Source organism: Massilia timonae CCUG 45783 (assembly GCF_000315425.1).
Lineage (GTDB): Bacteria > Pseudomonadota > Gammaproteobacteria > Burkholderiales > Burkholderiaceae_D > Telluria > Telluria timonae.
Genome location: NZ_JH992922.1, coordinates 905,466 through 927,179, shown reverse-complemented (window position 1 = coordinate 927,179; position 21,714 = coordinate 905,466). Strand labels below are relative to the sequence as shown.

Sequence of the window (21,714 nt, the reverse complement as noted above, 5' to 3'; positions counted from 1 at the left end):
CATGCGTAGTCACGCGAGCACGAGCGACCTGTTCAAGGGCCGACACTTCGAACAAGAGATCATCATCCTTTGCGTGCGCTGGTACCTGCGTTATAAGCTGTCGTACCGAGACCTGGTCGAGATGATGGCTGAGCGAGGCATGCCGATCGCTCACACAACAATCCTGCGTTGGGTTCAGCGGTACGCACCGGAGTTCGACAAACGCTGGAGCCGCTTCGCGACGTCGGCTGGCACCTCCTGGCGGGTGGACGAGACCTACGTCAGGATCCGCGGCCAGTGGGCTTATCTCTACCGGGCTGTCGACTCGACCGGCAATACCGTCGACTTCCGGCTCAGCCCGCGGCGCAACGTCGCTTCGGCCAAGGCATTCTTTCGTAAAGCAATACGTTCTCAAGGCCGGTTACCCGAGACTATTACGCTGGACGGTTATGCCGCTTCCCACCGTGCCGTTCGCGAACTTCAAGAGCAGGGACGTCTTCCTGACTTGACGAAGCTTCGCTCGTCAAAATATCTAAACAATCTGATCGAGCAGGACCATCGCAATGTCAAATCCAGACTTGGACCGATGCTGGGGTTGAAAAGCTTCACTTCCGCTACCACGACAATACAAGGCATTGAGCTCATGCATCGCATTCGCAAAGGGCAGTTCGACCTACGAGGTCTGGGAACTCAGGGGCAAACTTCGTCCGAAATCTGGGCAGCTGTTCTGGCTGCGTAAACTCAGCCGGCGCACCGGCAGGTTGGCGTACCTTTGTCCATAATTTGCACCAGAGCCACCAATCGCGTCAAGTTTGGACGTGAGCGTCTTGATATCGACAGGCTTGACGAGGTGATGGTCGAATCCTGCAGCCAGCGATTGCTCTCGGTCTTTTTCCTGGCCATAGCCGGTAACAGCGATCAGCACCGATTTGGCGGTCTCGGGACAGGCGCGTAGCTGCTGCGCCAATTCGTTGCCATTCATTTCCGGCAGGCCGATATCAAGCAGGCACACCTGCGGGACGTCGGCCTTGGCTCGTGCCAGCGCCCGGCGCGCGTCATGCTCTACGGTTACCTGGTGACCTGACGCTTCCAGCAACATGGCTAGCATCGCCGCTGCATCCACGTTGTCGTCCACCACCATGATGCGCAGGCTCTGCGCTTGCTTCGACAGCCCGGCTTCGGCGGATTGTCCTGTTCGTAGCTTGTCTTCCTGCTGGCACAGGCGAGGCAGGCAGATGGTGAACTTGCTGCCCTTGTCGACCCCGGCGCTTTCGCACGTTACCGTACCATGGTGTAGTCCAACAAGACTCTTGACTAGCGCGAGCCCAAGGCCCAGCCCTCCAGAGGATCGGTCAGACGAGCGCTCGGCTTGCGCAAACAGGTCGAAGGCTCGCGATACCAGGTCGGGTGCCATGCCAATGCCGTTATCCGCTACCTCAATGAGTACGCGCGAGTCACGAACATCAGTCCGCAATCGGATTTTGCCGCCTTCGTACGTGTACTTGGCGGCGTTATTGAGCACGTTGGCAAGCACTTGTACCAACCGTTTCCTGTCTCCTAGTACGATCGTTGCATTCGGAGTCAGATGCACTTCCAGATGATGGCGCCGCGTACGGATCAATGGGGTGACCTGCTCCATGGCATCAGCAACGATGTGGTTGATGTCGACCGGCGCGTTGTCCAGCTCTACCAAGCCACGGGTAACCCGTGACACATCTAACAAGTCATCCACCAGGCTGGTCATATGACGTACTTGCCTGCCGATGATCTGGCTGGTGCGCTGAACACGTTCATCGTTCAGCTTCCCCAGCTGTAGCAGCTCGGCGGCAGCGATGATGGGAGCAAGCGGATTGCGCAACTCATGGGCAAGCATTGCCAGGAACTCGTCCTTTATCCGGTCAGCCTGCCGTAGGCGTTCCTCACTTTCGCGCAATGCTTCTTCATCTGCCTTGCGTTTGGTGATGTCGATGGCCGTACCGATGATGCGTACGCATTTACCCGACTCGTTAAACAGACCCCGGCCTTTTGCAGCAACCCAGCGAATGAGCTGGTCTTCCTTGCCTATCGTCCTGTATTCAGCCTCGTATTGGACGCGCAATTGCGGATCAGCAGTGTTTGCAAACGAAGTCAACGTACGCTCGCGATCGTCCGGGTGGACTCCATCGTAAAAGTCCTGCAGCGTGACCGAAGAGGCAGCCGATATCCCGAACATGGCCTTCACGCGGGGCGGCCAATACATGGTTCCGGTTTCCATGTCGACGTCCCACTCGCCGACGTCCGCCGCATCGATCGCTAGTCGCAGCTGTTCCTCGCGCTCGCTCAGCGCAGCCTCGGCCAGTTTGCGGTCGTGGACATCGGTAGATGTACCGAACCACATGACAATCTGGTCCGACTGAGGGTCTCGGTAAGGCTCCGCACGCGCCAGGAACCAGCGGTATTCGCCTGAGGCTGATCGGATACGGTGTTCGACCCCGAAATTCTTCTCGCTTCTTTTGGCAAGCTCCCACGCCTTCATGGTGATACCCTGATCGTCGGGATGTAAGAATTTCCCAGAAATCTCATCAAGTGTATTGTTGTCCGAGACGACGCCGGTATAGGCAGACCACTGCTTGTTGAAATATATGATTCGACCGCTCTCGTCAATGATCCAGACCATCTGAGGAATGGAATCGGCCATCAGCCGAAAGCGAAGTTCGCTTGCACGGAGTTTTTCTTCCGTTAAGCGTTGCGCTTCGGTTCGTGCCATCACACGTTGCTCGAGTGTGTCGTTCGCTTCTCGCAGACGCCTGTTTGCAATCTCGATTTCAATTGCTTGATCGTCGATCTTGCATACCATGCGAGCGGTATTGTCTTTCGCCCTGACAAATTCGGTAACGTCTTCGACGCGGTGAATGATGTGTGTTACCTCCCCATCGGCACCAAAAACCGGGGTGTTAATCGGGATCCAATAGCGCTCCTCGAAACATGTGCCATGCGGCCCTGGCACCCGAATGTCATATTTTTGGATAGCCATCGTGTCTGCAGACCTGGTTTGCAACACGCGCAGGAGCGACGCCTCCAGCTTTTCAACGCCGTTAGCGGCTGAGTCCGCAGGGTTGTCGGGAAAAACCTCGAAAATACCCTTGCCGAGGATATCTTCACGGACTGTACTGGTCGCACGGAGATAAGCACGGTTGACTGAAACAATACGGAGGTCTGATGACAGCACCAGATAAGGAGATGGTGTGGCGTCGAATAGCGCGCTGAAATCCGGTTCAGTTGCTGCTGGGGAACGCAAGTTCGTTTCCATGTTCACGATGTCTGTGCTATGAGCCATAAGTGCCCATACTACAGGCAGTCCGCGTTTCCCTCGACCGGGAACGCACGGTTGCCGATCGGTACATTGAACTTCCGTTCTCTGGCTACGGAAGTTCGTTAAGGCACAGTGTAACGCCCATGTTGCTCTGCTGGGAAGCGGAGGGTTTTGTTAGACGTACTTAAGCGCGTTACTGCTTTCGGCTTGGCTGAACCCGAGCGCTCAATTCGACTAATCAGCAATCAAAATCAGTGCTCTTTTGGCCGTTTGCTTTTGCTCACGATCTTTCACGGTAAAGTTCAGGGAGTTATAGCGTCAAGCTGCACGATAGAGTGTACTCTCGGTTGCAGTGCAACAAACTATCTCGTAAGATATGCATCAATGATGTTTTTAATGCAACTTTCTGAGGGATTATCGCTTTGCGTCCTGTTCCGTACTACGCCGATGTGGAAACAGTTTCTGAAGACGAAGCCCGCCTGACCGACGAGATCGTCAAACAAATGGCGGCCGCCAACGGCCGCGCCTTCGAGCGCCACCGCCATGCAATCCGCGACGCCCATGCCAAGTCGAACGGCCTGCTGGTCGGCGAACTGGAGGTGCATGCGGATCTGCCACCCGAGCTGCGCCAGGGAATCTTCGCCGAGGCGCGTGTCTACCACGTCGTCGCGCGCCTGTCCTCGGCGCCCGGCGACATCCACTCCGACAAGATTCCGGCGCCACGCGGCTTCGCGCTCAAGGTGATGGGCGTCGAGGGCGAGCGCCTGTCGTCCGGCATCGCCGGCGCCAACCAGGATTTTCTGATGGTGAACTTTCCGGTGCTTGCCTTCGGCACCATCCCGAAGTACAAGCAGATGCTGGCGCTGCTCGAAGCCAACGCGCACGCGCCGGATACCTTCCAACGGCTGGTGGCCGGCACCGCGCGCGGCGCGAAGGAGCTGGTGCAGGCATTGGGCATGGAACCGGGCGCCACGCTCGAAGGCCTGGCGCGCGACAACCACCATCCGCTCGGCGAGACTTACCACACGCAGGCGGCGATCCGCTTCGGCGACTACATTGCCAAGCTCGCGCTCGCGCCTAAGTCGGCGGAGGTGCGCGCGCTGGCCGGCCAGCCGCTGAGCCAGGTGCATGATGCCTGCATGCGCGACGCCGTCAGCGCCTTCTTTGCCGAATATGGCGCCGAATACGAACTGTCGGCGCAACTGTGCGTCGACCTGGCGGCGATGCCGGTTGAGGATGCCGCCGTACGGTGGAGTGAGGAGCGTTCCCCGCACCGTCCCATCGCCACGCTGCGCTTCCCGCCGCAGCCCACCGCGACGCCGCAGCGCCAGGTGGTTGGCGATGACGTCCTTTCCTTCAACCCCTGGAACGGCATCGAGGCGCACCGGCCGCTGGGCGGCATCATGCGCATCCGGCGCGCGGCCTACGAGCGTTCGAGCGCGTATCGGCACACGATGAATGCGCGTCCGCGCACGGAGCCATCGCAGCCTTCCGACATCCCAGACTGAGGAGCCAGAACCATGACCGACAAGACCACCGACCCGCGCCTGGACGACGAAACCTGGCTGCAGGAAGTCAGGCGCCGCATCGACGCGGTTGCGCACGACGCGCCGCATCTTGCCAAGATCGCACTGGAAGCGATGGTGCGCAAGCACAATCCCGACCTGAAAGGCAGCGCCAGATCGGCCGGGCGCGCCGGCAAACAGTCCGGGAACGTGTCCGAGCTGACGGCCATCGCGCCGCTTAAGCCGGGCGGCGCCGACCGTCTGCGCCGCATCTTTGATCTCACCAACGGCAATATGGATGGCGCCCAGCGCGTCTCTACCTTGCACGACATGCGCTTTGTTTTCTTCGACAACGACACACGCATCCTGTTCGCCACCACCTATGACGGCGACTGGGACAGCTACATCAATGACTTCGCGACCAAGATTCCAGAACTGATGGACCTGCTATTCGCGAACGTGGAGGGCTGGCCCGGCATCACCAGCCCGAAGGTGAAAGACTTCATCGCATCGCACCAGATCGACGCCGCCGGCTGGTTTGTCGCCAATCCGCAGGTGACCGTGGTCGACACCCGCCGCTACCAGCGGATGGAAAAGGCGCTGGACACCTTCTTCGACGCCATGGCCCCGCATCCGCCTGCGGACGAGGCGACACGCAAGGCGCTGGACACCCTCACTGCCACGATCTCGCAGCCAGAAGGGGTGGATTACTGACATGGGCCTGCTCAACGATCTGAAAGCGCGCTTCCAGCGTGAACGGGTGACGCTGGCCCTAGACGACATCCAGGCCCTGATCCTGCGTTCTCGTCCCGAACCCTATGTCGGCATCCACGCGATGCTGCATTTCGAGGATGAGGAAGGAGGACGCGACCTGGTGCGCCGTCTGGCCGCCCACATCCCTTCTGCGGCCGGCTGGACCGACGACCGCGATGCCTGGACCGGCGCCGCGCTCAGCTTCGAGGGCTTGAAGGCGCTGGGTCTGCCGGAATCCTCGCTCAAGAGTTTTCCGCTGCCTTTCCAGCAAGGCATGGCGGCGCGCGCCGAGCAGTTGCGCGACGTCGACGTCAATGCGCCCGAACACTGGGATGAAGCGTTCCGCCCCGGCGCCTGCCACCTGGCGCTGACGATCTATGCACGCGACGACGCCGCGCTCGAAACAGCGCGCGCTAAGGCCATGGGCGAACTGGCGCGCTCGCACGGCGTGACTTTGCTCGGTACCCACACATTCGGCGCTGATGCCGATGCCAAAAACCCCTTCGGCTTCCGCGATTCGATTTCGCAGCCAGCGGTTGCCGGCAGCGGCGTCGATGCGCTGCCTGGCCAGGAACGCGCGATCGCGGCCGGCGAATTCATCCTCGGCGAAAACAGCGAGACCGGAGCGCCGGTGGCGATGCCGGATCCGCCCGAACTCGGACGCAACGGTTCTTTCGTGGTGATGCGCAAGTACGCCAGTCAGGTCGGTGCGTTCAACGACTTCGTATGCCGCCATGCCGCCAGCGAATCCGACGAAGAGCTGCTGGCGGCCAAGCTGGTCGGCCGCTGGCGCAGCGGGGCGCCCCTGATCCTGGCACCCGAACGCGACGACCCGGAACTGGGCGCCGACCCGGCCCGCAACAACGATTTCGATTTTTCGAAGGATCCGCGCGGCTTCGTCTGCGCGCACGCGTCCCACATGCGGCGCCTGAATCCGCGCGACAGCAGCCTGACGATCCTGACCGACGTGAACATCCACCGCATCATCCGGCGTTCCTCGACCTTCGGCCCCAAGTGGAGCCGCGAGGTGACAGCGGCCGATGATGCGCGAGACGAACGCGGCATCTTCTTCATCTTCATCAGTGCGCGCGCCTATGACACCATCGAGTTCCTTCAGCAGGAGTGGATCAACCGCGGCAATTTCATCGACCTGGGCACCGAGCGCGACGCCATCGTTGGCCTGCACGAGACGCCTGGTAGTTTCACGATGCCGCAGGCGCCGGTGCGGCGCCGGCTGGATGGCGTGACCACTTTCAACCGGCTGAAGGGCGGAGAGTACTTGTTCATGCCCTCGTTGGGTGCGCTCCGCTGGATAGGTGAGGCTGGCTGGTCAAGCTAAGGACGACTCGCAACTGCTGACCTACACTATCAGACGAAAGCATTTTGCCTCCCGCGCTTCGCTCGAGTACTTTGCCAATCGTCGGGTGCCGTTGATGCCACAGTTGAGCGGGCGCGACACGCTGCCTTACCTTAGCCGCGAGCGGCTATCGTTATGACGATTCCGGACGCAGCAGGCCCTCTATCTGTATTAAGGAGACGCTGATTAATTCGGCCGCTCCGGTTCCCGCCGGTGCCGCAACCTGAGACAATGACGCTACGTTCCTCGCCCGCCATCGATCATGCAAAAGAGCTTCTCCGACCTCGAATACGCCGCCAAGAAAAAGCTCACGCGGCGCGACCTTTTTCTCGCTGAGATCGAAAGCGTGACACCGTGGAGCATGCTGCACAAACTGGTCGAGCCGTTCTATCCGAAGGTCGAAGGCGCTGGCCGTCCACCGATCGGGCTGGCGCGAATGCTGCGGATGTATGTGGCTCAACAATGCTTCGGTTTGTCGGACGAAGGTATTGAAGATGCGATCTATGACAGCCAGGCCATTCGCGCTTTCGTCGGCATCGATTTGGGCCGCGAGTCGGCGCCAGACGCGACGACGCTGCTCAAGTTTCGTCACCTGCTCGAAGCAAAAGATCTGACGCGCCAGATCTTCGATACGATCAACCGACACCTCGCCGAAAAGGGTCTGATGATGCGCGAGGGGACCATTGTTGACGCCACGCTGATCGCCGCGCCACCATCGACGAAGAACAAGGATGGCAAGCGTGATCCGGAGATGCACCAATCGAAGAAGGGCAATGACTGGCACTTCGGGATGAAAGCGCACATCGGCGTTGATGCTGCGTCTGGCCTGGTGCACACCGTCGTGGGCACGGCTGGCAATGTCTCCGACATGACGCAAGCACATGCGCTTTTGCATGGAGACGAGACCGCTGCACTCGGCGACGCAGGCTATCAGGGCGTGGAGAAGCGCCCCGAAAATGTTGGCAAAGCAGTGACCTGGCATGTCGCCATGAAGCGTTCCAAACGCAAGGCGCTTCCCAAAAACAAACTGGGCCGCATGACGGAAAAACTGGAGCATTTGAAGGCCAGCGTGCGCGCGAAAGTCGAGCATCCGTTCCATGTCATCAAGAACCTGTTCCGTCATCGGAAGACGCGCTACCGCGGCCTGGCGAAGAACACCGCGCAACTGTTTACTCTGTTTGGCTTCGCCAATTTAGTGCTGGCTGGCCGGCGATTTAGGGTCACTGAAACCCGAGTTGCGTCCTGAGCGCCAAAAGGCGCAAGGGATACCGCTATATCGCATAAAAACAGGCTGTAGTGATCTCTAAAAACGAGATCGCAGCTGGAGCGCAACCGCGTCGCAAAAAAACCTCGGAGACGCAAAAATCGTCAATTAATCAGCGTTTCCTTAGTTCTTAGTAAGACCTCCGCGGTTTATTGGAGCAATTCAATTCAAACGCTTGAGATAGGAAAAGTCTGGTACTAATTGGTACGCCTGCATAGCCGGTAGCCAACACAAGAGGATTTATATGTCTTTTCTAGGAAAATTGTTCGGCCTTGGCGACAAAAAACCCAAGGATCTTAAACCATCGGGTGATCGGAAAGTGTACCTTCCCCCGCATGGAGTGAAAAAGTCGAACTCTAAAGGGGCAAACAAGTTTGGTCCAAAGAAAGACTGAACTCGGCAGGACGCAACCCCATCAACGGCGCGAGCTTGTGTGAGTCAACGGCCGAGGAGCCGGATGCTGCCGGTCGAAGAATTTCGTCGTCCACGGTCGGTCAGTAGTCCATAGAAAGAGACCAGTTGCGTAAAAATATAGTCCTTATCGATTTTGAGAGCGTTCAACCGGCATCTCTGGGTGTCCTTGCGGCTGACCACTTTAGGCTCAAGGTATTTGTCGGAGCGACGCAGAATAAGCTGCCCTTTGATTTAGTAACGGCTATGCAGCGGATGGGTGAACGTGCGGAGTACATCAAGATTGCCGGTGTGGGACCGAATGCTTTGGACTTCCATATTGCCTACTATATTGGACGCATTTCCTGCGACGAGTCGGACGCTTTCTTTCACATAATTTCAAAGGATACAGGCTTTGATCCGCTCATCCAGCATCTTAAAGAGCAAAAAATCTTCTGTGGTCGATGGTCATCGCTCGAGGAAATCCCAGCGGTGAAAACTATGCACTTGAAGACGCCTGAGGAGCGAGCCCGCGCATTTCTTGGCAGGTTGCAGCAGCCAAATTCAACAAAACCTCGAACCGAAAAGACTCTGCAAAGCTCTGTTGCCGCTCATTTTCAAAAGCAGCTTACGGACTCCGAGGTTTCTTCTGTCATCAACGCATTACAGGGGCTTAATTACTTGTCGATCATTGCCGGAAAAGTAACATACACGACCTCGAACTCGAACTAATACTTACCTTTAGAGTAGCGGCCTTTTTTTCGTTGTAACCTCCGCTATGCGCCTGTTGTTGAAAAAAAACCCGACTCTAATCTCGGGCGTCTACAGTATGTTTCTCACGCCACGCAAGCTGGCGTACCCGAAACGCGGCAGCCGGTTCAAGGACTTGGGACAGCAGTTCTGCCGTTCGGGGCAGCCGTGCAAGGTACTTGTCGAGCCACGATGCGTTGCCAGTGCATCGTCCAATCTCATTGAGGGTCACACGCCTCGGGCATCTCGACGGATCCAGTATCTCTGCAGCCGCCAACCTCACGCGCTCCACCATCGTCCTGTCGCGGGCGCACCAATCAACTGACGAGGTCCGCTCCACAATCCGAAGTGTGGTGGGAAGCTGAGCCCGGAGCCAGACGCGGTCGTGCCGGTAAAGCCAAATGAAGTCGGCCCCCAACGCAGTCTGGAGCGCCTTGAATCCGGCTGATGGTGACGCGACCAGAGCGGCGCGCAGCTTGTCACGGGCATGTGCCTGCCGCTGCTCCCGCATGGTGGCAGCACGCTGAGTTTGCAGGCTGAGATCCGCCCCTAGAATTCGATTTACGGTCGATGCTGACAGCCCGGTCGTGTTCACAATATGCGCGATGGCATCGCCCGCCGCCAAGGCATACCGCACTTCCGAACGGACCGCGGCATCAAGCTTCTTGGGCCTGCGCGTAAAGCTGATGCCGATTTTTCCCGCTTTGACCAGGACCGCGTTGACAGACAAACCGAGCTTTTTCGCCACCTGACGCATCGACCGACCATCGGCAGCTAAAGCGGCGATCTTGCATTCCGTAGCTGTGTACACCTGTTCATCAGGTGCGGAAGTGATCGCCGGAGAAGGCATGTCGGTCCAAAGAAAAGATTCCATGCTCTCGGCCAGAAATCCGATCAGCAGAACATGCAGCAGTGGATGGTGTGCAGCACGAGGCCGACGGTAAAGACTCGTCAACCACGAATCGTCCCCAGCGCAGCGCGCGAATATGCCATCAAACGGGGACAGGTTCCTCATGGTCCCCCAAAAATCGAGGAGTGCGCTTTGCAATGCTCGTTGACGAACCCTCACGCTTGCCGTGGCTAGGTCCCGGTCCACCAAATGGGCGAGGTAATGGTTCCGCCAGGTCAGTGGATCGACTGGCACACCCCGCAGCAAAAATAACTGAGCAATGAGCCGCGAGACGATCACTAATTTTTCAAGAGCCCGATCGTCTACTTTCGCAGCGCACTTCTGAGCATTCCACTTCGTGGCGGCAGCTGGAAGAAATAACTGTGTGCGCTTCAGGCGCTGCGCCAAGCAGTCGAATGCCACGAGAGGAACACCGTGATAAGGGCAAACCAGAACACCTGGAAACTGGTGCGCGCGATACCATGTCGCAATGCCGATCGTTTCGCAGTCGGTCCCAGCACAGACGGGACAGAATCGCAGCACATCTTCCGCTCCCACGCGGCTCGCCAACAGTCCTAAGGTGATTTTCGTGCAACTCGCCGTACCCGTCGCCATCGAATCGGCAATCCGTATATAGTGGGCGTGGTGCATAAATGGCCTGAAGCACGGGAGGATCGTGTGCCCTTCGATCAGTTCCTCGATCGTGTTCACCGGCAACCGAAGATCTTTCGAGATCAGGTTCAGGCCACTGGGAAATGCCGTGCCCAAGGTAACGCATCGCCGGTTCAGCAATTCGATCAGCGTGTCCCCGGAAGTCGGATGCCCAGTCAATGCGTGGTAGCGGGACACAATGCCAAATATTGTCTCTTCGGGCACGATGACATCGCCAGCTTTTCCTGCCGGCTTCGCTTCCAGGGCTGCGGATGGTTTCGCCGCCCATTCATCGACGGCCGCCCAGGTTGACGCCTTCATGACTGATCACCCCCTTCTCGACCAGGTACTGGTGCGGATCATCCGCGTCCGCTGCGGTCCGCATGTCCACATACCCAGGCGGTAGTGCTGAATCGACCGCACCGGAATCGACGGGTTCGGTGCTACCGTCATACGGCTGTGGTGATACGCTCTGCCCAGTCCCCTCTACCGGCGCGGCAGAACTTGTTACCGGAAACAGCTGGTCGAGATAATCGTGCACGACCGTGACCTGTTTCGGAAACTCGAGCAATTTCGCCAGAGCTTCGTCGACCGGCAGCAAATCCTCGTATTGCGACAGGGACTTCGTCGTATTCTTGCGCAGCGCATTGATCGCGGGATGAAGCAATGCCAACCCGTCGTCATACGTCTGCCTTAGGAGCTTCGGAGTCAGCGTTTCGGTACCATCGAGCATGGCCCGCTGCTGTGCAAGCTTGAAGAGCAATACGACGAAATCGGGGATGCTCTGACTGAGATCGAAAACGGTATCGAGCATCTCGTCATCCGGATCTCGCGGTTCCCGGACCCACTGATATGTCCAGATGCGTCGAACGAAATCGTCCCACTCCTTCACACGCTTTGGCGGCCGTTCGAACTGGATCAGGCCGCTTTCCGAAGCCCGACGGCCGTCCTTCATCTCATTAGTGAACAGGTTGGCTGCCTTGCTGGTACCAATTTCGACGACTGGCACCCGAAGGACCGTGCGCAGATCCTGGAAGAAATGTAGCAACGGCGCTGTGCCATGCGTCTTCTGCAAACTGAGCCGCTGAATTTCGTCGATGATCAGGATGCCGAGGAAGTGGGTCGCAGCAATCTGGCGCATGGCGCCTTCCAGCATGTCCTCACGCATTCCAGTCCTTGAGAACAATTTTTCGTATTTGCCGCCGGTGTCGAGAGCTGCATCGACCTGTCGTGCGAACTCACGGCAGAAACTCGAGATCGAACCGTTTTTGGGGCAGGTCACTTTCAGCCATACCAGTTGCGTGATCGGCAGATGGCGCCCTCGCCAGGACGCGTGATGGATAACCTGTTGGGGGTAGGTTCGCAAAATCGCATCGGCGCAGGTTGTCTTTCCAGACCCGCTCAGTCCGACGATGAGCAGTTGCGATTCGCACGGGATCAGTTGCCAGTCGAGGTTTCGCCACTGCTCGCGATCCTGGGCGGTATAAATACTGCGCCAGGTCGCCGCTTCGATCGGATTGCGGACAACGTAGCCCGCCCGGAGTAGCCGCGAGATAGTGCGTTCGACGTCATAGAAAATCAGGCGCGGGATCACGACATACTTGAGCCGTGCAAGCAGGTGCCAGCGCTCCTCGGTCGACATCGCACGCTCTTCAGGTTGGATCTGCGGACGGAGGATCATCGCCCTCGCAGCTTCCTTCTCCGTGAGGATTGGGGGCAGGGCCTCGATCAACGGGTTGTCGCGATACTCCGCGATATTCTGCTCGACATACGTGGGAGAAGAATGTTCGGTACTCATCGGCTGCTCCATTATAACCACCGCTCCCGGAGTGGGCCCAGGTTACAGACCCCATATTTCGTCGAGCGGGTTTTGTTTTCGCATATCGGGGCGCAGCTTCACCACATTGTCCTGCGCCGGTGGATCGCAATACGACTGCGCCGCATCACGCGCGTGTTCGACTCGCTCCGCAGCTTTTTCGAAGGCCCGGTTGGCCTGCACATTCGCCTTTTTCTCGGTCTTGGTCAGTCCCTGCTTGGCATGCGCTGCGGCTTTCTTTGCGGCCGCCGTGATAGCTTCGCATTCGGCGTCCAGCGTGGCACGCACCTGCCGCAGGTCCGAGGCCTTTTGGTCCGCTTCTAAACCAAGCAGTTTGGCACGATCAAGCATCTCTTCCAGACGGGCTAGCCGGTATTTCTCGTTGTTGTCCAACAGTTCGCAGGGCTCCCACTCTCGTGACGTGGCGTTAAGAATCCAGATGCACGCGGGCGCATACGGCAAATGACGGATCTCAATCGGTTCGACCTTGCCGTTCGTTCTAGCCCGTGCAAACCATTCTTCGCGGACAGCTCGCTCGCACGCGTAACGGCGCCCATGAAAATAGATACCATCACGCCGGACCGATGCCGTTGCGGCAGGTAACAGCTTCGTCCATACCCTCTGTTTTTCGAGCACCTTCGCTCCACCCGTCAGGTGCTCCATACCCCAATTCCAAACCGTTACCGGAGTCGCATCCATGAGATTATCGCCCAGCATTTCATTGGGTAGTGCGTCGGCGCGGTAAGCAGACAGGTTGTACTCGATCAACTTGTACGCCAGGATCCTACTCAACTCAGGCAGTGTCAGGGAAGCGTCGAGCGAACAGTGGCGTCGTTTCATTTCGTCCAGCCGGCGGTTCAACGCACCCGGTTCGAAATGGATGGTGTGATTATTGATGAGGTTGAACTGCTGCTCCACATTAGGCTTCCAGTCAGGCCTGCGAACCGCGGCGTTCTGGATGGTGATACCGAACTCTTTCGGCAACGCATCCGACGCCTTGGATTTCAGCTCTCCGTTGTCGCACAATAGCTTGTGAGGCAGGTGACGGCATGGCCAAAGATCCGGACTGATGTCGATGCCCAACTGCCGGCAGAATTCGGCCTTGTCCGAGAACGCATTGAATAATGTCAACCGGGCCCCCTCCCAACTCGGACCCTCGAGCCCAAGATAAAAGCCCACTACCATCCGGGAGAAGACGTCGACCACGACATACAGGACGGGCCGCCCGATCAGCCAGGCGCGGTTGAACACCGATACCAGATAAACGTCCACGATGGTCGCGTCGATCTCGAATCGTGCCCCGGGCCCGAATACCCTGTCCCTGGAAGATCCCAGCACTCCGCGATGCTTAAGGTTCCAGGTGGTCGTGCTGATGTTGCGCTTGGTAAGCGAAAAGTCGTGGTTCATCTCCTTCACGACCTGCTTGAACTGGTGCAGTGACGGCGCTTCGTGTGCTTCAGGTGGCACTGGAATCAGCAGATTTCCGTGCTCAATCTCGGCGGTCTTAAAGTATGTCCGCTTGGTGTCTTCCCAAGCCTTCTTTATCGTCACACCTGGCTTCAGGAAGGCACGAATGCCCTTGATGATTTTCGTTTGGACATCGGCTCTCGACGGTCCGAGCAGCGATGGATCGTCCTGCAGTTTGACCCGGTCCGGCCGCCGGCCGCGCTTATTCGATCCCGCCTGCTGCCGCTGCCCAGACGGCCCACACAAGTCATAGCATGCAATCAGCGCGTCGATACAGCTCCCGTACGCCCAATACCGGTACAAGGGCCGATATACCTGCTTAGGGTCGAGCCCCAATTCCGCAGCGCGTGCCAGGATTAGGCGGCCACGGGTGGGGGGCAGATAAATGTCGGGAATGCAGTCTTCGCGCACCAGAGGTTCAATGATCGCCCAGGCTCGATCCCTAACGTCCAGGCTTCGGCGCAAGATCGCTTCCTCGGGCTGCAACAGATAGGGCCTCAGCTTAACTTCGAGTCGCTGCAGCATGCCATCGTTCAGGAGTCCCATCACCTCCTGCAGGCTATACACATCCGGTTTCTTCAAAAACTTTTGCATGCCGATGGCAACGAGCACATCTTCATCTGGCACAACCCACAGAACACGCTGCGGACACGTAAAGCCTGTGTCCACTACGCCCGGCACCGGCTCGAATACCTCAGCAGGACACAATAGATCCATTGTAGCCACCTTTTTGAGCACAGCTGAATCGCGAGTCAGATGCGACGGGCAGGACCACCGGAATACAACGCAAACCGATCGGCACACGCAGGTCCAGGTTGATCAATTTGTGCCAGGCGCAATAGCGGAACATGTCCGTCGCCAGTTCAGGGGAAACAGCGGCAGCGAACACTGCCGCGCACTCACGCAGGCGGTCTGCAAGCATGAGCCCTTGTAACGATGGCGTGTTGAATGCCGCAAGAAACCGGGGCAAGTGCGCTTCGAAAGCATCACGGTCGATATCATGCTCCACCATGAAGTAACTGAGCCACTCCAAGTTGTCGATAACGGTCTTGTCGAATTCGGCATTTGTGAATAGGTACCATGGAATACCGCGCACAAGCCAATACCGCCGCTCGATCTCCAGTTTGGTTAGCACAGATTTCCGGCTTCGGCCGCGCAGATCGTCCGCGCTTTTGATGCTAAAGGCTACCAAGTATCGCTTGCCGGACTTATCAATCCTCGTAAGCAGAAAATCCGTCGTCATGACGATCGGCGTTTGGCTTCGAGGATAGCTTGGGTGACGGACACCCAACGATGATGCAACGCGTTGGGTTGCCGACTCAGGAAACAATGGAAACTGCTCACGAATATCCACGACGTCGGCTGCGTAATCTGCCATCAGGAAGAAGCAACTTTCGTTATCGGAAAAGAGGTGATGCACCCTGCCTGTCGTGACACCAAGGCGACGGCTCATCCGCCCTCTTGACGAAAAACATCGAACGTCGATCCAGGGTTTGTAGTGTGCACCTTCCCCAAGGCCGAGTCCTTGCGTTTTCCATCTAGCGACGTCGTCAGCAGTAATCGGCACCCGTCTCATCATTTCGCCCGAAGCAATTACAGCATTGGCCCGGCGCACCCCGCGATCTTCGATCAGTGTATACCGAGATACCGTGCAATCAAGGCGGTTAAATGTCGAGTCCGTTTGTTCGCCCTCGCTGGGGTTGATGAGTTTCGCGTCCGGGTTTGGCTGGTTGTAGTTGTTCAACGTATGTCCGCTTCCGACCCAGGCCCGTGTAAAAACGCGGGATTGAATAGCCGGCTCATTCGTAGGCAGGTTACGTCAATTTTGGAACGCCAGGAAGCGCACTGGCACGCGGTAATTTGCACGTGCTGTTTTCGGCCGGGTCAGTAGACGAAGCGTCCAGTGCGAGTTAAAACGCCGCAGGAAGCGGGCATAGACCCGGATTGCCGCCATCATGCTGGTCGTGCCAAGCAGTCTCAGCAAACGACTGAAGTTATAGACGAGCACGTATAGGCTCATCTCGGCCTTCACACGTTCCAATCCCTTCGTCAGGAAATTCGCCGCTCCCATCCACGCCTTGATGATTGCATACGGTGCTCGACGGTAGATGGCGGTAATGCACCGAACGCAAAGAACGTTCCTCGACCACAATGCTTGCCCTCGAGTTGCTGTAGTGTGGCATTGTTGTGTTTTTAACGAGTACAGGTATTGCACGTGTATTTCAGTAGGAGCGCAACGATGGATGAAGTGGATACCCCCTGTGCCAATATAACTTGAGACACCTACCCGATTAATTTAGAGTACAGCGGTAGGTCCCCAACATGCACAGCCGAAAGCATCAAATCAGCAATTCTGTCGAACCCAGCAGCCCAGCCACGCCAGTGGACCGTCCCGATCCCGAGGTCGTCCCGGTCGCCAAGCGACGCACGTTTTCCAACGCCGAGAAGCTGCGCATTCTTGCCGCTGCCGACTCCTGCCAGGCGCCTGGCGACATCGGTGCCTTGCTCCGCCGCGAAGGCATTTATTCGTCCCATCTGGCCACTTGGCGCAAGCAACGCCAGGCCGCTGCGGCCTCTCAAGTCCTCGCGCGCAAGCGTGGCCCAAAGGTCGACCTAGCTGCTGCTCAGGACCGCAAGGTGCGCGACCTGGAGGCAGAGGTGGCGCGCCTGCGAGACAAGTTGGCCAAGGCCGACCTGATCATTGACGTCCAAAAAAAACTTTCCACCCTGCTGGGGCTGAGTACGGCCGACACGCCGAGCGAGCCGAAGTGATCAGCGCCGCCAATCACCTCGCCGGCGAAGTTGGCGTGGCCGCAGCCTGCCGCGCATTGCAATTGCCGCGCAGCGCACTATATCGCCATCGCACCGCGCAACGACCTGGTTCGTTAGCGCCCGTGACGCCGGCTGCGCCAGCCCGACGGCCACCGCTCGCGTTGTCCGAGCATGAGCGGCGTGTCGTGCTGGAGGTGCTCAACAGCCCACGCTTTGCCAATTGTGCGCCGGCCGCCATCCACGCTCAACTGCTCGACGAAGGGCGCTATGTGGCGTCGGTACGCACGATGTACCGCCTGCTACAAGGCTGCGCTGCCGTGCGCGAACGCCGTAACCAGTTGCGCCATCCGGAGTACACCAAGCCGGAACTGCTGGCCGTCGCACCAAACCAGGTGTGGAGCTGGGACATCACCAAACTCAAGGGACCGGTCCGGGGCACCTGTTTCCACCTGTACGTCATCCTCGACATCTTCAGCCGCTACGTCGTCGGCTGGATGGTGGCCGAACGGGAGACCGCCGAACTGGCCGAACAGCTGATCGCCGACAGCGCCGCAAAGGAAAATATCGCGCCTGGTACCTTGACCCTGCATGCCGATCGCGGCAGCAGCATGCGCTCCAAGCCGGTCGCTACGCTGCTGAGCGATCTGGGCATCGCCAAATCGCATAGCCGCCCTTACGTTTCGGATGACAACCCGTATTCCGAGGCGCAATTCAAGACCTTGAAGTACCGGCCCGGCTTCCCGGCGCGCTTTGGCTCGCTCGCTGACGCACGCGCCCACTGCGCAGCCTTCTTCACCTGGTACAACCAGCAGCACCGCCATTCCGGCATCGGCATGATGACCCCGGAAAGCGTCCATGCCGGCCGTGCCGCCGAGATCCGCAAGCTGCGCCAGGCAACGCTTGAAAGCGCCTACCAACGCACGCCGGGCCGCTTCAAGCACTGCGTACCACGACAGACCAAATTGCCGACAGCGGCATGGATCAATCCACCAGTCACGGAGAAAAAAGCAGCCTGAACAAGAGAGTTAGACTCTCATCATTCCACCAGGTGTTTCAAATTCATTGACACGTTCCGATATCGAGGTCTTGTTTCACCAAATCTTGGTGCAAATTGCGCGGCAGACCCAGAGTGCCTGCGGCAAAGTGCCGCGTTCATACCTCTTTGACAAGAAAAGTGCGAGCCATCGAATGCGGCATCCGCCGGGGCCGAGTTTGCCTAATGGCCGCCCAACGACGCTCAGCATGAGCAACCTTGAGATATTGTTCAGCGAAATGCCGCCGGACATCCGTAAAACGCTCTTTCCTCGCCCATACGATCTCGGAAACCGTATCCCTGTCGCGGCGCCTACCACGAAGGCCCTCAAGGAAGAGATGCAGCTGGAAGGAAGTAGCGCGGCGACTGTGCACGGGTTCCAGTCAGCGCGAAAGGCCATCTACGAACTCACCGGACACCAGTTCAACGAATACCTCAAGGCTGACCCGTCCAAGGCACTCAAGGTAATGAAGACCATGATGCTGTTGAAAGAATGCAGCTTCAGCCACGCTTTCAATTTTCTCAGGGCGCCAGACAAAACTACGATCCCGTCGTTCGAGGTAGCAGATTCCTACGCGATCCTTAACGAATACGCTATTTCCAGAACTGCATATCTAAACGATATGAAAGCGCACTTGCGGCTCGAGATCCCGGTCTTGCGCCGCGCCGAGATAGATTTCACGTATGGACACGTAAAGTGGACCCATCAGTCAAGACACTCAGCCGGCTAGTTTAAGCTGTGTCCATTTCCACTTCAGCAGCTGCCCGGCGCTGCCCCGTTCCGCCGTTTTTCTCCGGCTCTTGTTCCGCGTCTCCGATTTTTTCGTCGATCAACTCTCCTCCTCCAACACCGGCACGGTAGACATGATCTGGCGTCTCGTAGCCCAGCGCCTGGTGTGGACGCTCGGCGTTGTAAAACGCGAAGTACTGTGCCAGGCCGACTGTCAGCTCGGCCATGTTGGCGTAGCCCTTCAGGTACACGTCCTCGTACTTCACGTTGCGCCACAGGCGCTCGACGAAGATGTTGTCCAGCGCCCGTCCTCGCCCATCCATGCTGATGGCCACGCCTTCGCGCTTGAGCACGCTGGTAAAGGCGTCACTGGTGAACTGCGAGCCCTGGTCGCTGTTGAATACCTCGGGCTTGCCGTGGTGGCGCAATGCCTCCTCCAGACAGTCCACGCAGAACGACGCGTCCATGCTGTTGCTGATGCGCCAGGCCAGCACACGACGCGAGTACCAATCGATGACCGCCACCAGGTAGGCAAAGCCGCGCGCCAGCCGAATGTACGTCAGGTCCGTACTCCACACCTGGTTCGGCCGCGTGACCGCCACCCCGCGCAGCAGATAGGGATAGACCTTGTGCTGCGGGTGCGGCTTGCTCGTGGACGGCCCCGGCGCCATGCCCGCCAAGCCCATTTCCCGCATCAGGCGCTGCACGCGCTTGCGGTTGACGCGGTGCTCTCGGCCTCGCAGGAAGACCGCCATGCGCCGGCTGCCGTAGAACGGGCGGCTGGTGTACTCCTCGTCGATCAGGGCGCGCAGCTGGCCGTCCTCCTCCTCGATGCATTCCTGTCGGGCCGCCGCCTCCAGCCGCCGATACACGGTCGAACGCGGCACGCCGGCCAGCTCGCACTGCATCGTCAGCGGTATCTTGTCCTCGCGCTCGATCCACCGTGCCCGCTCGGCCGGACTCATTCCCCAAGCTTTTTTTTGAGCCAATCCACCTGCATCTTCAGCTTGCCGATCTCGCTGTACAGCTTGTCCTCCGGGCTGCTTTCGTCCACCGGCTTCGGCCCGCGCTTGACGTCGAACAGGGCGCCGGCGTTCTCCAGGATCTCCTTCTTCCACTGGCCCACCAGTACTGGATGCACGCCGAATTCCTGCGCAATCTCCGTCACCGTCTTCACCCCACGCACCGCTTCCAACCCAACCTTGGCCTTGAACTCGGCGCTGTGCACCCTGCGTTTTTTACCTTCACTCATTCGCTGTCATCCTTTCGCGGACGACAGCTTAAACCACCGTCTCAGATTCGGGGTCCACTATAACGCGCGCGACAATTTGAATCGTGCCGAGAACGCGATATTGTTCACAATCAAAAAACTCAGCAAGAATGACGAGCAGAGGTATCAGAAATATCTGTCGATTGCGGCAACTGTATTTGAGACGTTGTCACCGCCGGTTTCCGAAAAACAGCCCTTGCTCCCACTCGACGAGCAGCTGTACATCCATTGTAGTAGCCTTGAATTCCTTAATTTTGCTGCCGCTTGGTCTTCGGTGTACGTAGAGCAAACGCCAACGCGGCCGCTGAAAACTTTCGACCTTCAAGCGGCTGGATTGGTTGACCCGGACAAGGGCCCGAGGCTTTGCCTTGAAGGATTGTCGGAATACGTTGACGAGCGCAGGGATGAGTTACTCCTGGCGTTAACCAACTCGTTTGGGGAGGAAGTAAGCACTGAAGCACTGGCCGGATCCGTCGCGCCGTCGAAGTCCCTACTCTCACTTTGGGGGGCGTATCGAACCAAGCAAGGTCGACGGGCATTCGAGGATGATTTTTGGTTTGACCCGCTCACGGCCTTCCTCGCTCTGGCGACCGTACTTCACCAGAAACTGCACCCGACGACGGGTTTTGAACCATTCTGGCATGGCAAGAAGACCATCAGCGGAAGTTTGATAGCAGCTCTTCAGAATTACAAGTTTAGCCATAAGCCCGAGGATAACGTCGTGCCAGAGGCGTTCACCCGAGTTTGGCTGCATCATTTGGACTGGTTTGCTCATAGCCTACGCGGACTGCTTCCGGTTTATGAAGCTAAGCTCGCTATTACTCGGCACCTCATGGAAGGTCTACTGCCATTCATCCGTCATCATGACACTCGTTTGCTGCGGGAGAGGATGGAAGAGTACCGGCGCCTTCCCCAACTTATCGAGAGCAAAATTCTCGAGGCGGAGGCCGCTTCGGCAGTGCGGCCTGATTATAGGCAGCGCTATTACTGGTGACGGAACCGCCTAGCCAGCGCTCGATTGGGCTCAGCCGGGCCACCTCGTTGCTGAGAGGGAGCATGAGCTGTCCGATTTGAAAAAAACCTTACCATCGCGACGCTCCAAGTCGATATCTTGGCACTTCGCTAGCGCGTTGCTGGCACTTAAGCAGCAAGCGGCCCCACTTGGCTGCTTGCTTGACCACTGATATCGACCTATCGCAGGAGAATGACATGCACATCCACACCCACTGCCCAGATGGCACCGATCGTAACTGCAGCGGGACGGTCCGTATGGACTTGCCATACACCGGCTTGTCGCGTGACGACATCGAGTTCCACTGGGTTTCTGGCCAGCGCGGCGAAGAACTCGAGAGCATCACCATCACGCCACCCGCAGATCCCCGCTGGATCGCAGAGAACGACGCGCACCTGCGCAACGAAGACATCGAAAGCATCAAGGACGAAGGCTGCTTCACGCTTGAACACGAAGACTTCCCGCACCACGGCACGTGCGCCGCATGTGGCTCGTCGGAAACGTACTCAGAAGAAGGCGAAAATATCACCGCACTCTAACTACTGACAACACTCTCGCGTCGACATGACAAGCCCCGCCGCTTTAAAGCGAACGGGGCTTTTTACGTGACCGCTATGCTTGTTTTTAGAACGGTTACACCCACTAAAAAAGTGTTGGCAGCGAGCTCCGTGTGAGTAAGTGTGCGCACTTTCTGCCCGGAGCCGGGTACCTTCGAGCTTGAAGCCGAGTAGTGGAGAGGCTTAAGCATACTCTTCCACCGATTATTGCTGTCGAACCGCGCAGA

At 58.1% G+C, this 21,714-nt stretch carries 17 protein-coding genes; 10 read left to right on the top strand and 7 right to left on the bottom strand.

All coding sequences use genetic code 11. The features are described from left to right. The first annotated feature begins 1 nt into the window (after position 1). Complete coding sequence (locus tag HMPREF9710_RS26915; protein WP_005664115.1) at positions 2 to 718, top strand: IS6 family transposase; 717 nt, start codon at positions 2 to 4, stop codon at positions 716 to 718. Here the strand turns inward: HMPREF9710_RS26915 and HMPREF9710_RS26430 are convergent. After that, positions 653 to 3,256, bottom strand: a complete 2,604-nt coding sequence (locus tag HMPREF9710_RS26430; RefSeq protein WP_169331312.1) for a hybrid sensor histidine kinase/response regulator — start codon at positions 3,254 to 3,256, stop codon at positions 653 to 655. The two genes, HMPREF9710_RS26915 and HMPREF9710_RS26430, sit on opposite strands and share 66 nt — an antisense overlap. 464 nt (positions 3,257 to 3,720) lie before the next feature. On the opposite strand from HMPREF9710_RS26430, the gene HMPREF9710_RS03925 reads away from it, so the two are divergent. The 5 genes from HMPREF9710_RS03925 (at position 3,721) to HMPREF9710_RS03905 (ending at position 9,272) form a co-directional block, all read left to right on the top strand. Continuing rightward, positions 3,721 to 4,779 carry a catalase family protein gene (locus tag HMPREF9710_RS03925; RefSeq protein WP_040775587.1) on the top strand — a complete coding sequence of 353 codons (1,059 nt, stop codon included), beginning with the start codon at positions 3,721 to 3,723 and terminating at the stop codon, positions 4,777 to 4,779. 12 nt (positions 4,780 to 4,791) lie between these two features. Next, positions 4,792 to 5,490 carry a hypothetical protein gene (locus HMPREF9710_RS03920; protein ID WP_005664110.1) on the top strand — a complete coding sequence of 233 codons (699 nt, stop codon included), beginning with the start codon at positions 4,792 to 4,794 and terminating at the stop codon, positions 5,488 to 5,490. 1 nt (position 5,491) lies between these two features. Further along, positions 5,492 to 6,868, top strand: coding sequence for a Dyp-type peroxidase (locus tag HMPREF9710_RS03915; protein ID WP_005664108.1), 1,377 nt, complete (start codon positions 5,492 to 5,494; stop codon positions 6,866 to 6,868). Positions 6,869 to 7,148: 280 nt separating this feature from the next. Then, the gene (locus HMPREF9710_RS03910) at positions 7,149 to 8,132 is read left to right on the top strand and encodes an IS5 family transposase (RefSeq protein WP_005664107.1); all 984 of its coding nucleotides are present in this window, start codon (positions 7,149 to 7,151) and stop codon (positions 8,130 to 8,132) included. 537 nt (positions 8,133 to 8,669) lie between these two features. Beyond that, complete coding sequence (locus HMPREF9710_RS03905; RefSeq protein ID WP_040774981.1) at positions 8,670 to 9,272, top strand: PIN domain-containing protein; 603 nt, start codon at positions 8,670 to 8,672, stop codon at positions 9,270 to 9,272. A 76-nt stretch (positions 9,273 to 9,348) separates the two neighbouring features. Here the strand turns inward: HMPREF9710_RS03905 and HMPREF9710_RS03900 are convergent, their stop codons facing one another. The 5 genes from HMPREF9710_RS03900 to HMPREF9710_RS03880 form a co-directional block, all read right to left on the bottom strand. Continuing rightward, entirely contained in the window at positions 9,349 to 11,151 is a 1,803-nt protein-coding gene (locus tag HMPREF9710_RS03900) for a TnsD family Tn7-like transposition protein (RefSeq protein ID WP_005664105.1), read from the bottom strand. Beyond that, entirely contained in the window at positions 11,120 to 12,628 is a 1,509-nt protein-coding gene (locus HMPREF9710_RS03895) for an ATP-binding protein (protein WP_005664104.1), read from the bottom strand. The genes HMPREF9710_RS03900 and HMPREF9710_RS03895 overlap by 32 nt, the downstream gene beginning before the upstream one ends. 42 nt (positions 12,629 to 12,670) lie before the next feature. Next, positions 12,671 to 14,830: a TnsB C-terminal domain-containing protein gene (locus HMPREF9710_RS03890; RefSeq protein ID WP_005664103.1), complete on the bottom strand. Its 2,160-nt coding sequence runs from the start codon at positions 14,828 to 14,830 to the stop codon at positions 12,671 to 12,673. Next, positions 14,808 to 15,857 carry a TnsA endonuclease N-terminal domain-containing protein gene (locus HMPREF9710_RS26910; protein ID WP_229409720.1) on the bottom strand — a complete coding sequence of 350 codons (1,050 nt, stop codon included), beginning with the start codon at positions 15,855 to 15,857 and terminating at the stop codon, positions 14,808 to 14,810. The genes HMPREF9710_RS03890 and HMPREF9710_RS26910 overlap by 23 nt, the downstream gene beginning before the upstream one ends. Before the next feature lie 75 nt (positions 15,858 to 15,932). Beyond that, on the bottom strand, positions 15,933 to 16,184 hold the full coding sequence (locus HMPREF9710_RS03880; protein WP_005664100.1) for a hypothetical protein: 252 nt from the start codon (positions 16,182 to 16,184) through the stop codon (positions 15,933 to 15,935). Positions 16,185 to 16,435: 251 nt separating this feature from the next. Here HMPREF9710_RS03880 and HMPREF9710_RS03870 point away from each other — a divergent pair. Together HMPREF9710_RS03870 and HMPREF9710_RS03865 are read left to right on the top strand one after the other, a co-directional pair. Beyond that, a protein-coding gene (locus tag HMPREF9710_RS03870; RefSeq protein WP_371855218.1) for an IS3 family transposase occupies positions 16,436 to 17,901 on the top strand; the annotation gives its coding sequence in 2 pieces (ribosomal slippage) (positions 16,436 to 16,832 and positions 16,832 to 17,901; 1,467 coding nt in all). Positions 17,902 to 18,127: 226 nt separating this feature from the next. Then, positions 18,128 to 18,649: a hypothetical protein gene (locus tag HMPREF9710_RS03865; RefSeq protein ID WP_040774975.1), complete on the top strand. Its 522-nt coding sequence runs from the start codon at positions 18,128 to 18,130 to the stop codon at positions 18,647 to 18,649. A 1-nt stretch (position 18,650) separates the two neighbouring features. Here the strand turns inward: HMPREF9710_RS03865 and HMPREF9710_RS03860 are convergent. Continuing rightward, positions 18,651 to 19,900, bottom strand: a protein-coding gene (locus HMPREF9710_RS03860; RefSeq protein ID WP_085986696.1) for an IS3 family transposase whose coding sequence is annotated in 2 segments (ribosomal slippage) — positions 18,651 to 19,615 and positions 19,615 to 19,900 — 1,251 coding nt in all. Because the reading frame shifts where the segments join, the coding sequence is not laid out codon by codon here. Positions 19,901 to 19,976: 76 nt separating this feature from the next. On the opposite strand from HMPREF9710_RS03860, the gene HMPREF9710_RS03850 reads away from it, so the two are divergent. Then, positions 19,977 to 20,912 carry a hypothetical protein gene (locus tag HMPREF9710_RS03850; RefSeq protein WP_157225422.1) on the top strand — a complete coding sequence of 312 codons (936 nt, stop codon included), beginning with the start codon at positions 19,977 to 19,979 and terminating at the stop codon, positions 20,910 to 20,912. Between the two features lie 215 nt (positions 20,913 to 21,127). Continuing rightward, positions 21,128 to 21,469 (top strand): hypothetical protein, encoded by a 342-nt coding sequence (locus tag HMPREF9710_RS03845; protein WP_005664091.1) that lies wholly within the window; start codon positions 21,128 to 21,130, stop codon positions 21,467 to 21,469. The last annotated feature ends 245 nt before the right edge of the window (positions 21,470 to 21,714 follow it).

Coding starts and splice junctions, on each gene's coding strand:
- HMPREF9710_RS03920 (WP_005664110.1), top strand. CDS start 4,792: ATGACCGACAAGACCACCGACCCGCGCCTGGACGACGAAACCTGGCTG.
- HMPREF9710_RS03910 (WP_005664107.1), top strand. CDS start 7,149: ATGCAAAAGAGCTTCTCCGACCTCGAATACGCCGCCAAGAAAAAGCTC.
- HMPREF9710_RS03895 (WP_005664104.1), bottom strand. CDS start 12,628: ATGAGTACCGAACATTCTTCTCCCACGTATGTCGAGCAGAATATCGCG.
- HMPREF9710_RS03915 (WP_005664108.1), top strand. CDS start 5,492: ATGGGCCTGCTCAACGATCTGAAAGCGCGCTTCCAGCGTGAACGGGTG.
- HMPREF9710_RS03880 (WP_005664100.1), bottom strand. CDS start 16,184: ATGGGAGCGGCGAATTTCCTGACGAAGGGATTGGAACGTGTGAAGGCC.
- HMPREF9710_RS03900 (WP_005664105.1), bottom strand. CDS start 11,151: ATGAAGGCGTCAACCTGGGCGGCCGTCGATGAATGGGCGGCGAAACCA.
- HMPREF9710_RS26915 (WP_005664115.1), top strand. CDS start 2: ATGCGTAGTCACGCGAGCACGAGCGACCTGTTCAAGGGCCGACACTTC.
- HMPREF9710_RS03865 (WP_040774975.1), top strand. CDS start 18,128: ATGAGCAACCTTGAGATATTGTTCAGCGAAATGCCGCCGGACATCCGT.
- HMPREF9710_RS03890 (WP_005664103.1), bottom strand. CDS start 14,830: ATGGATCTATTGTGTCCTGCTGAGGTATTCGAGCCGGTGCCGGGCGTA.
- HMPREF9710_RS03845 (WP_005664091.1), top strand. CDS start 21,128: ATGCACATCCACACCCACTGCCCAGATGGCACCGATCGTAACTGCAGC.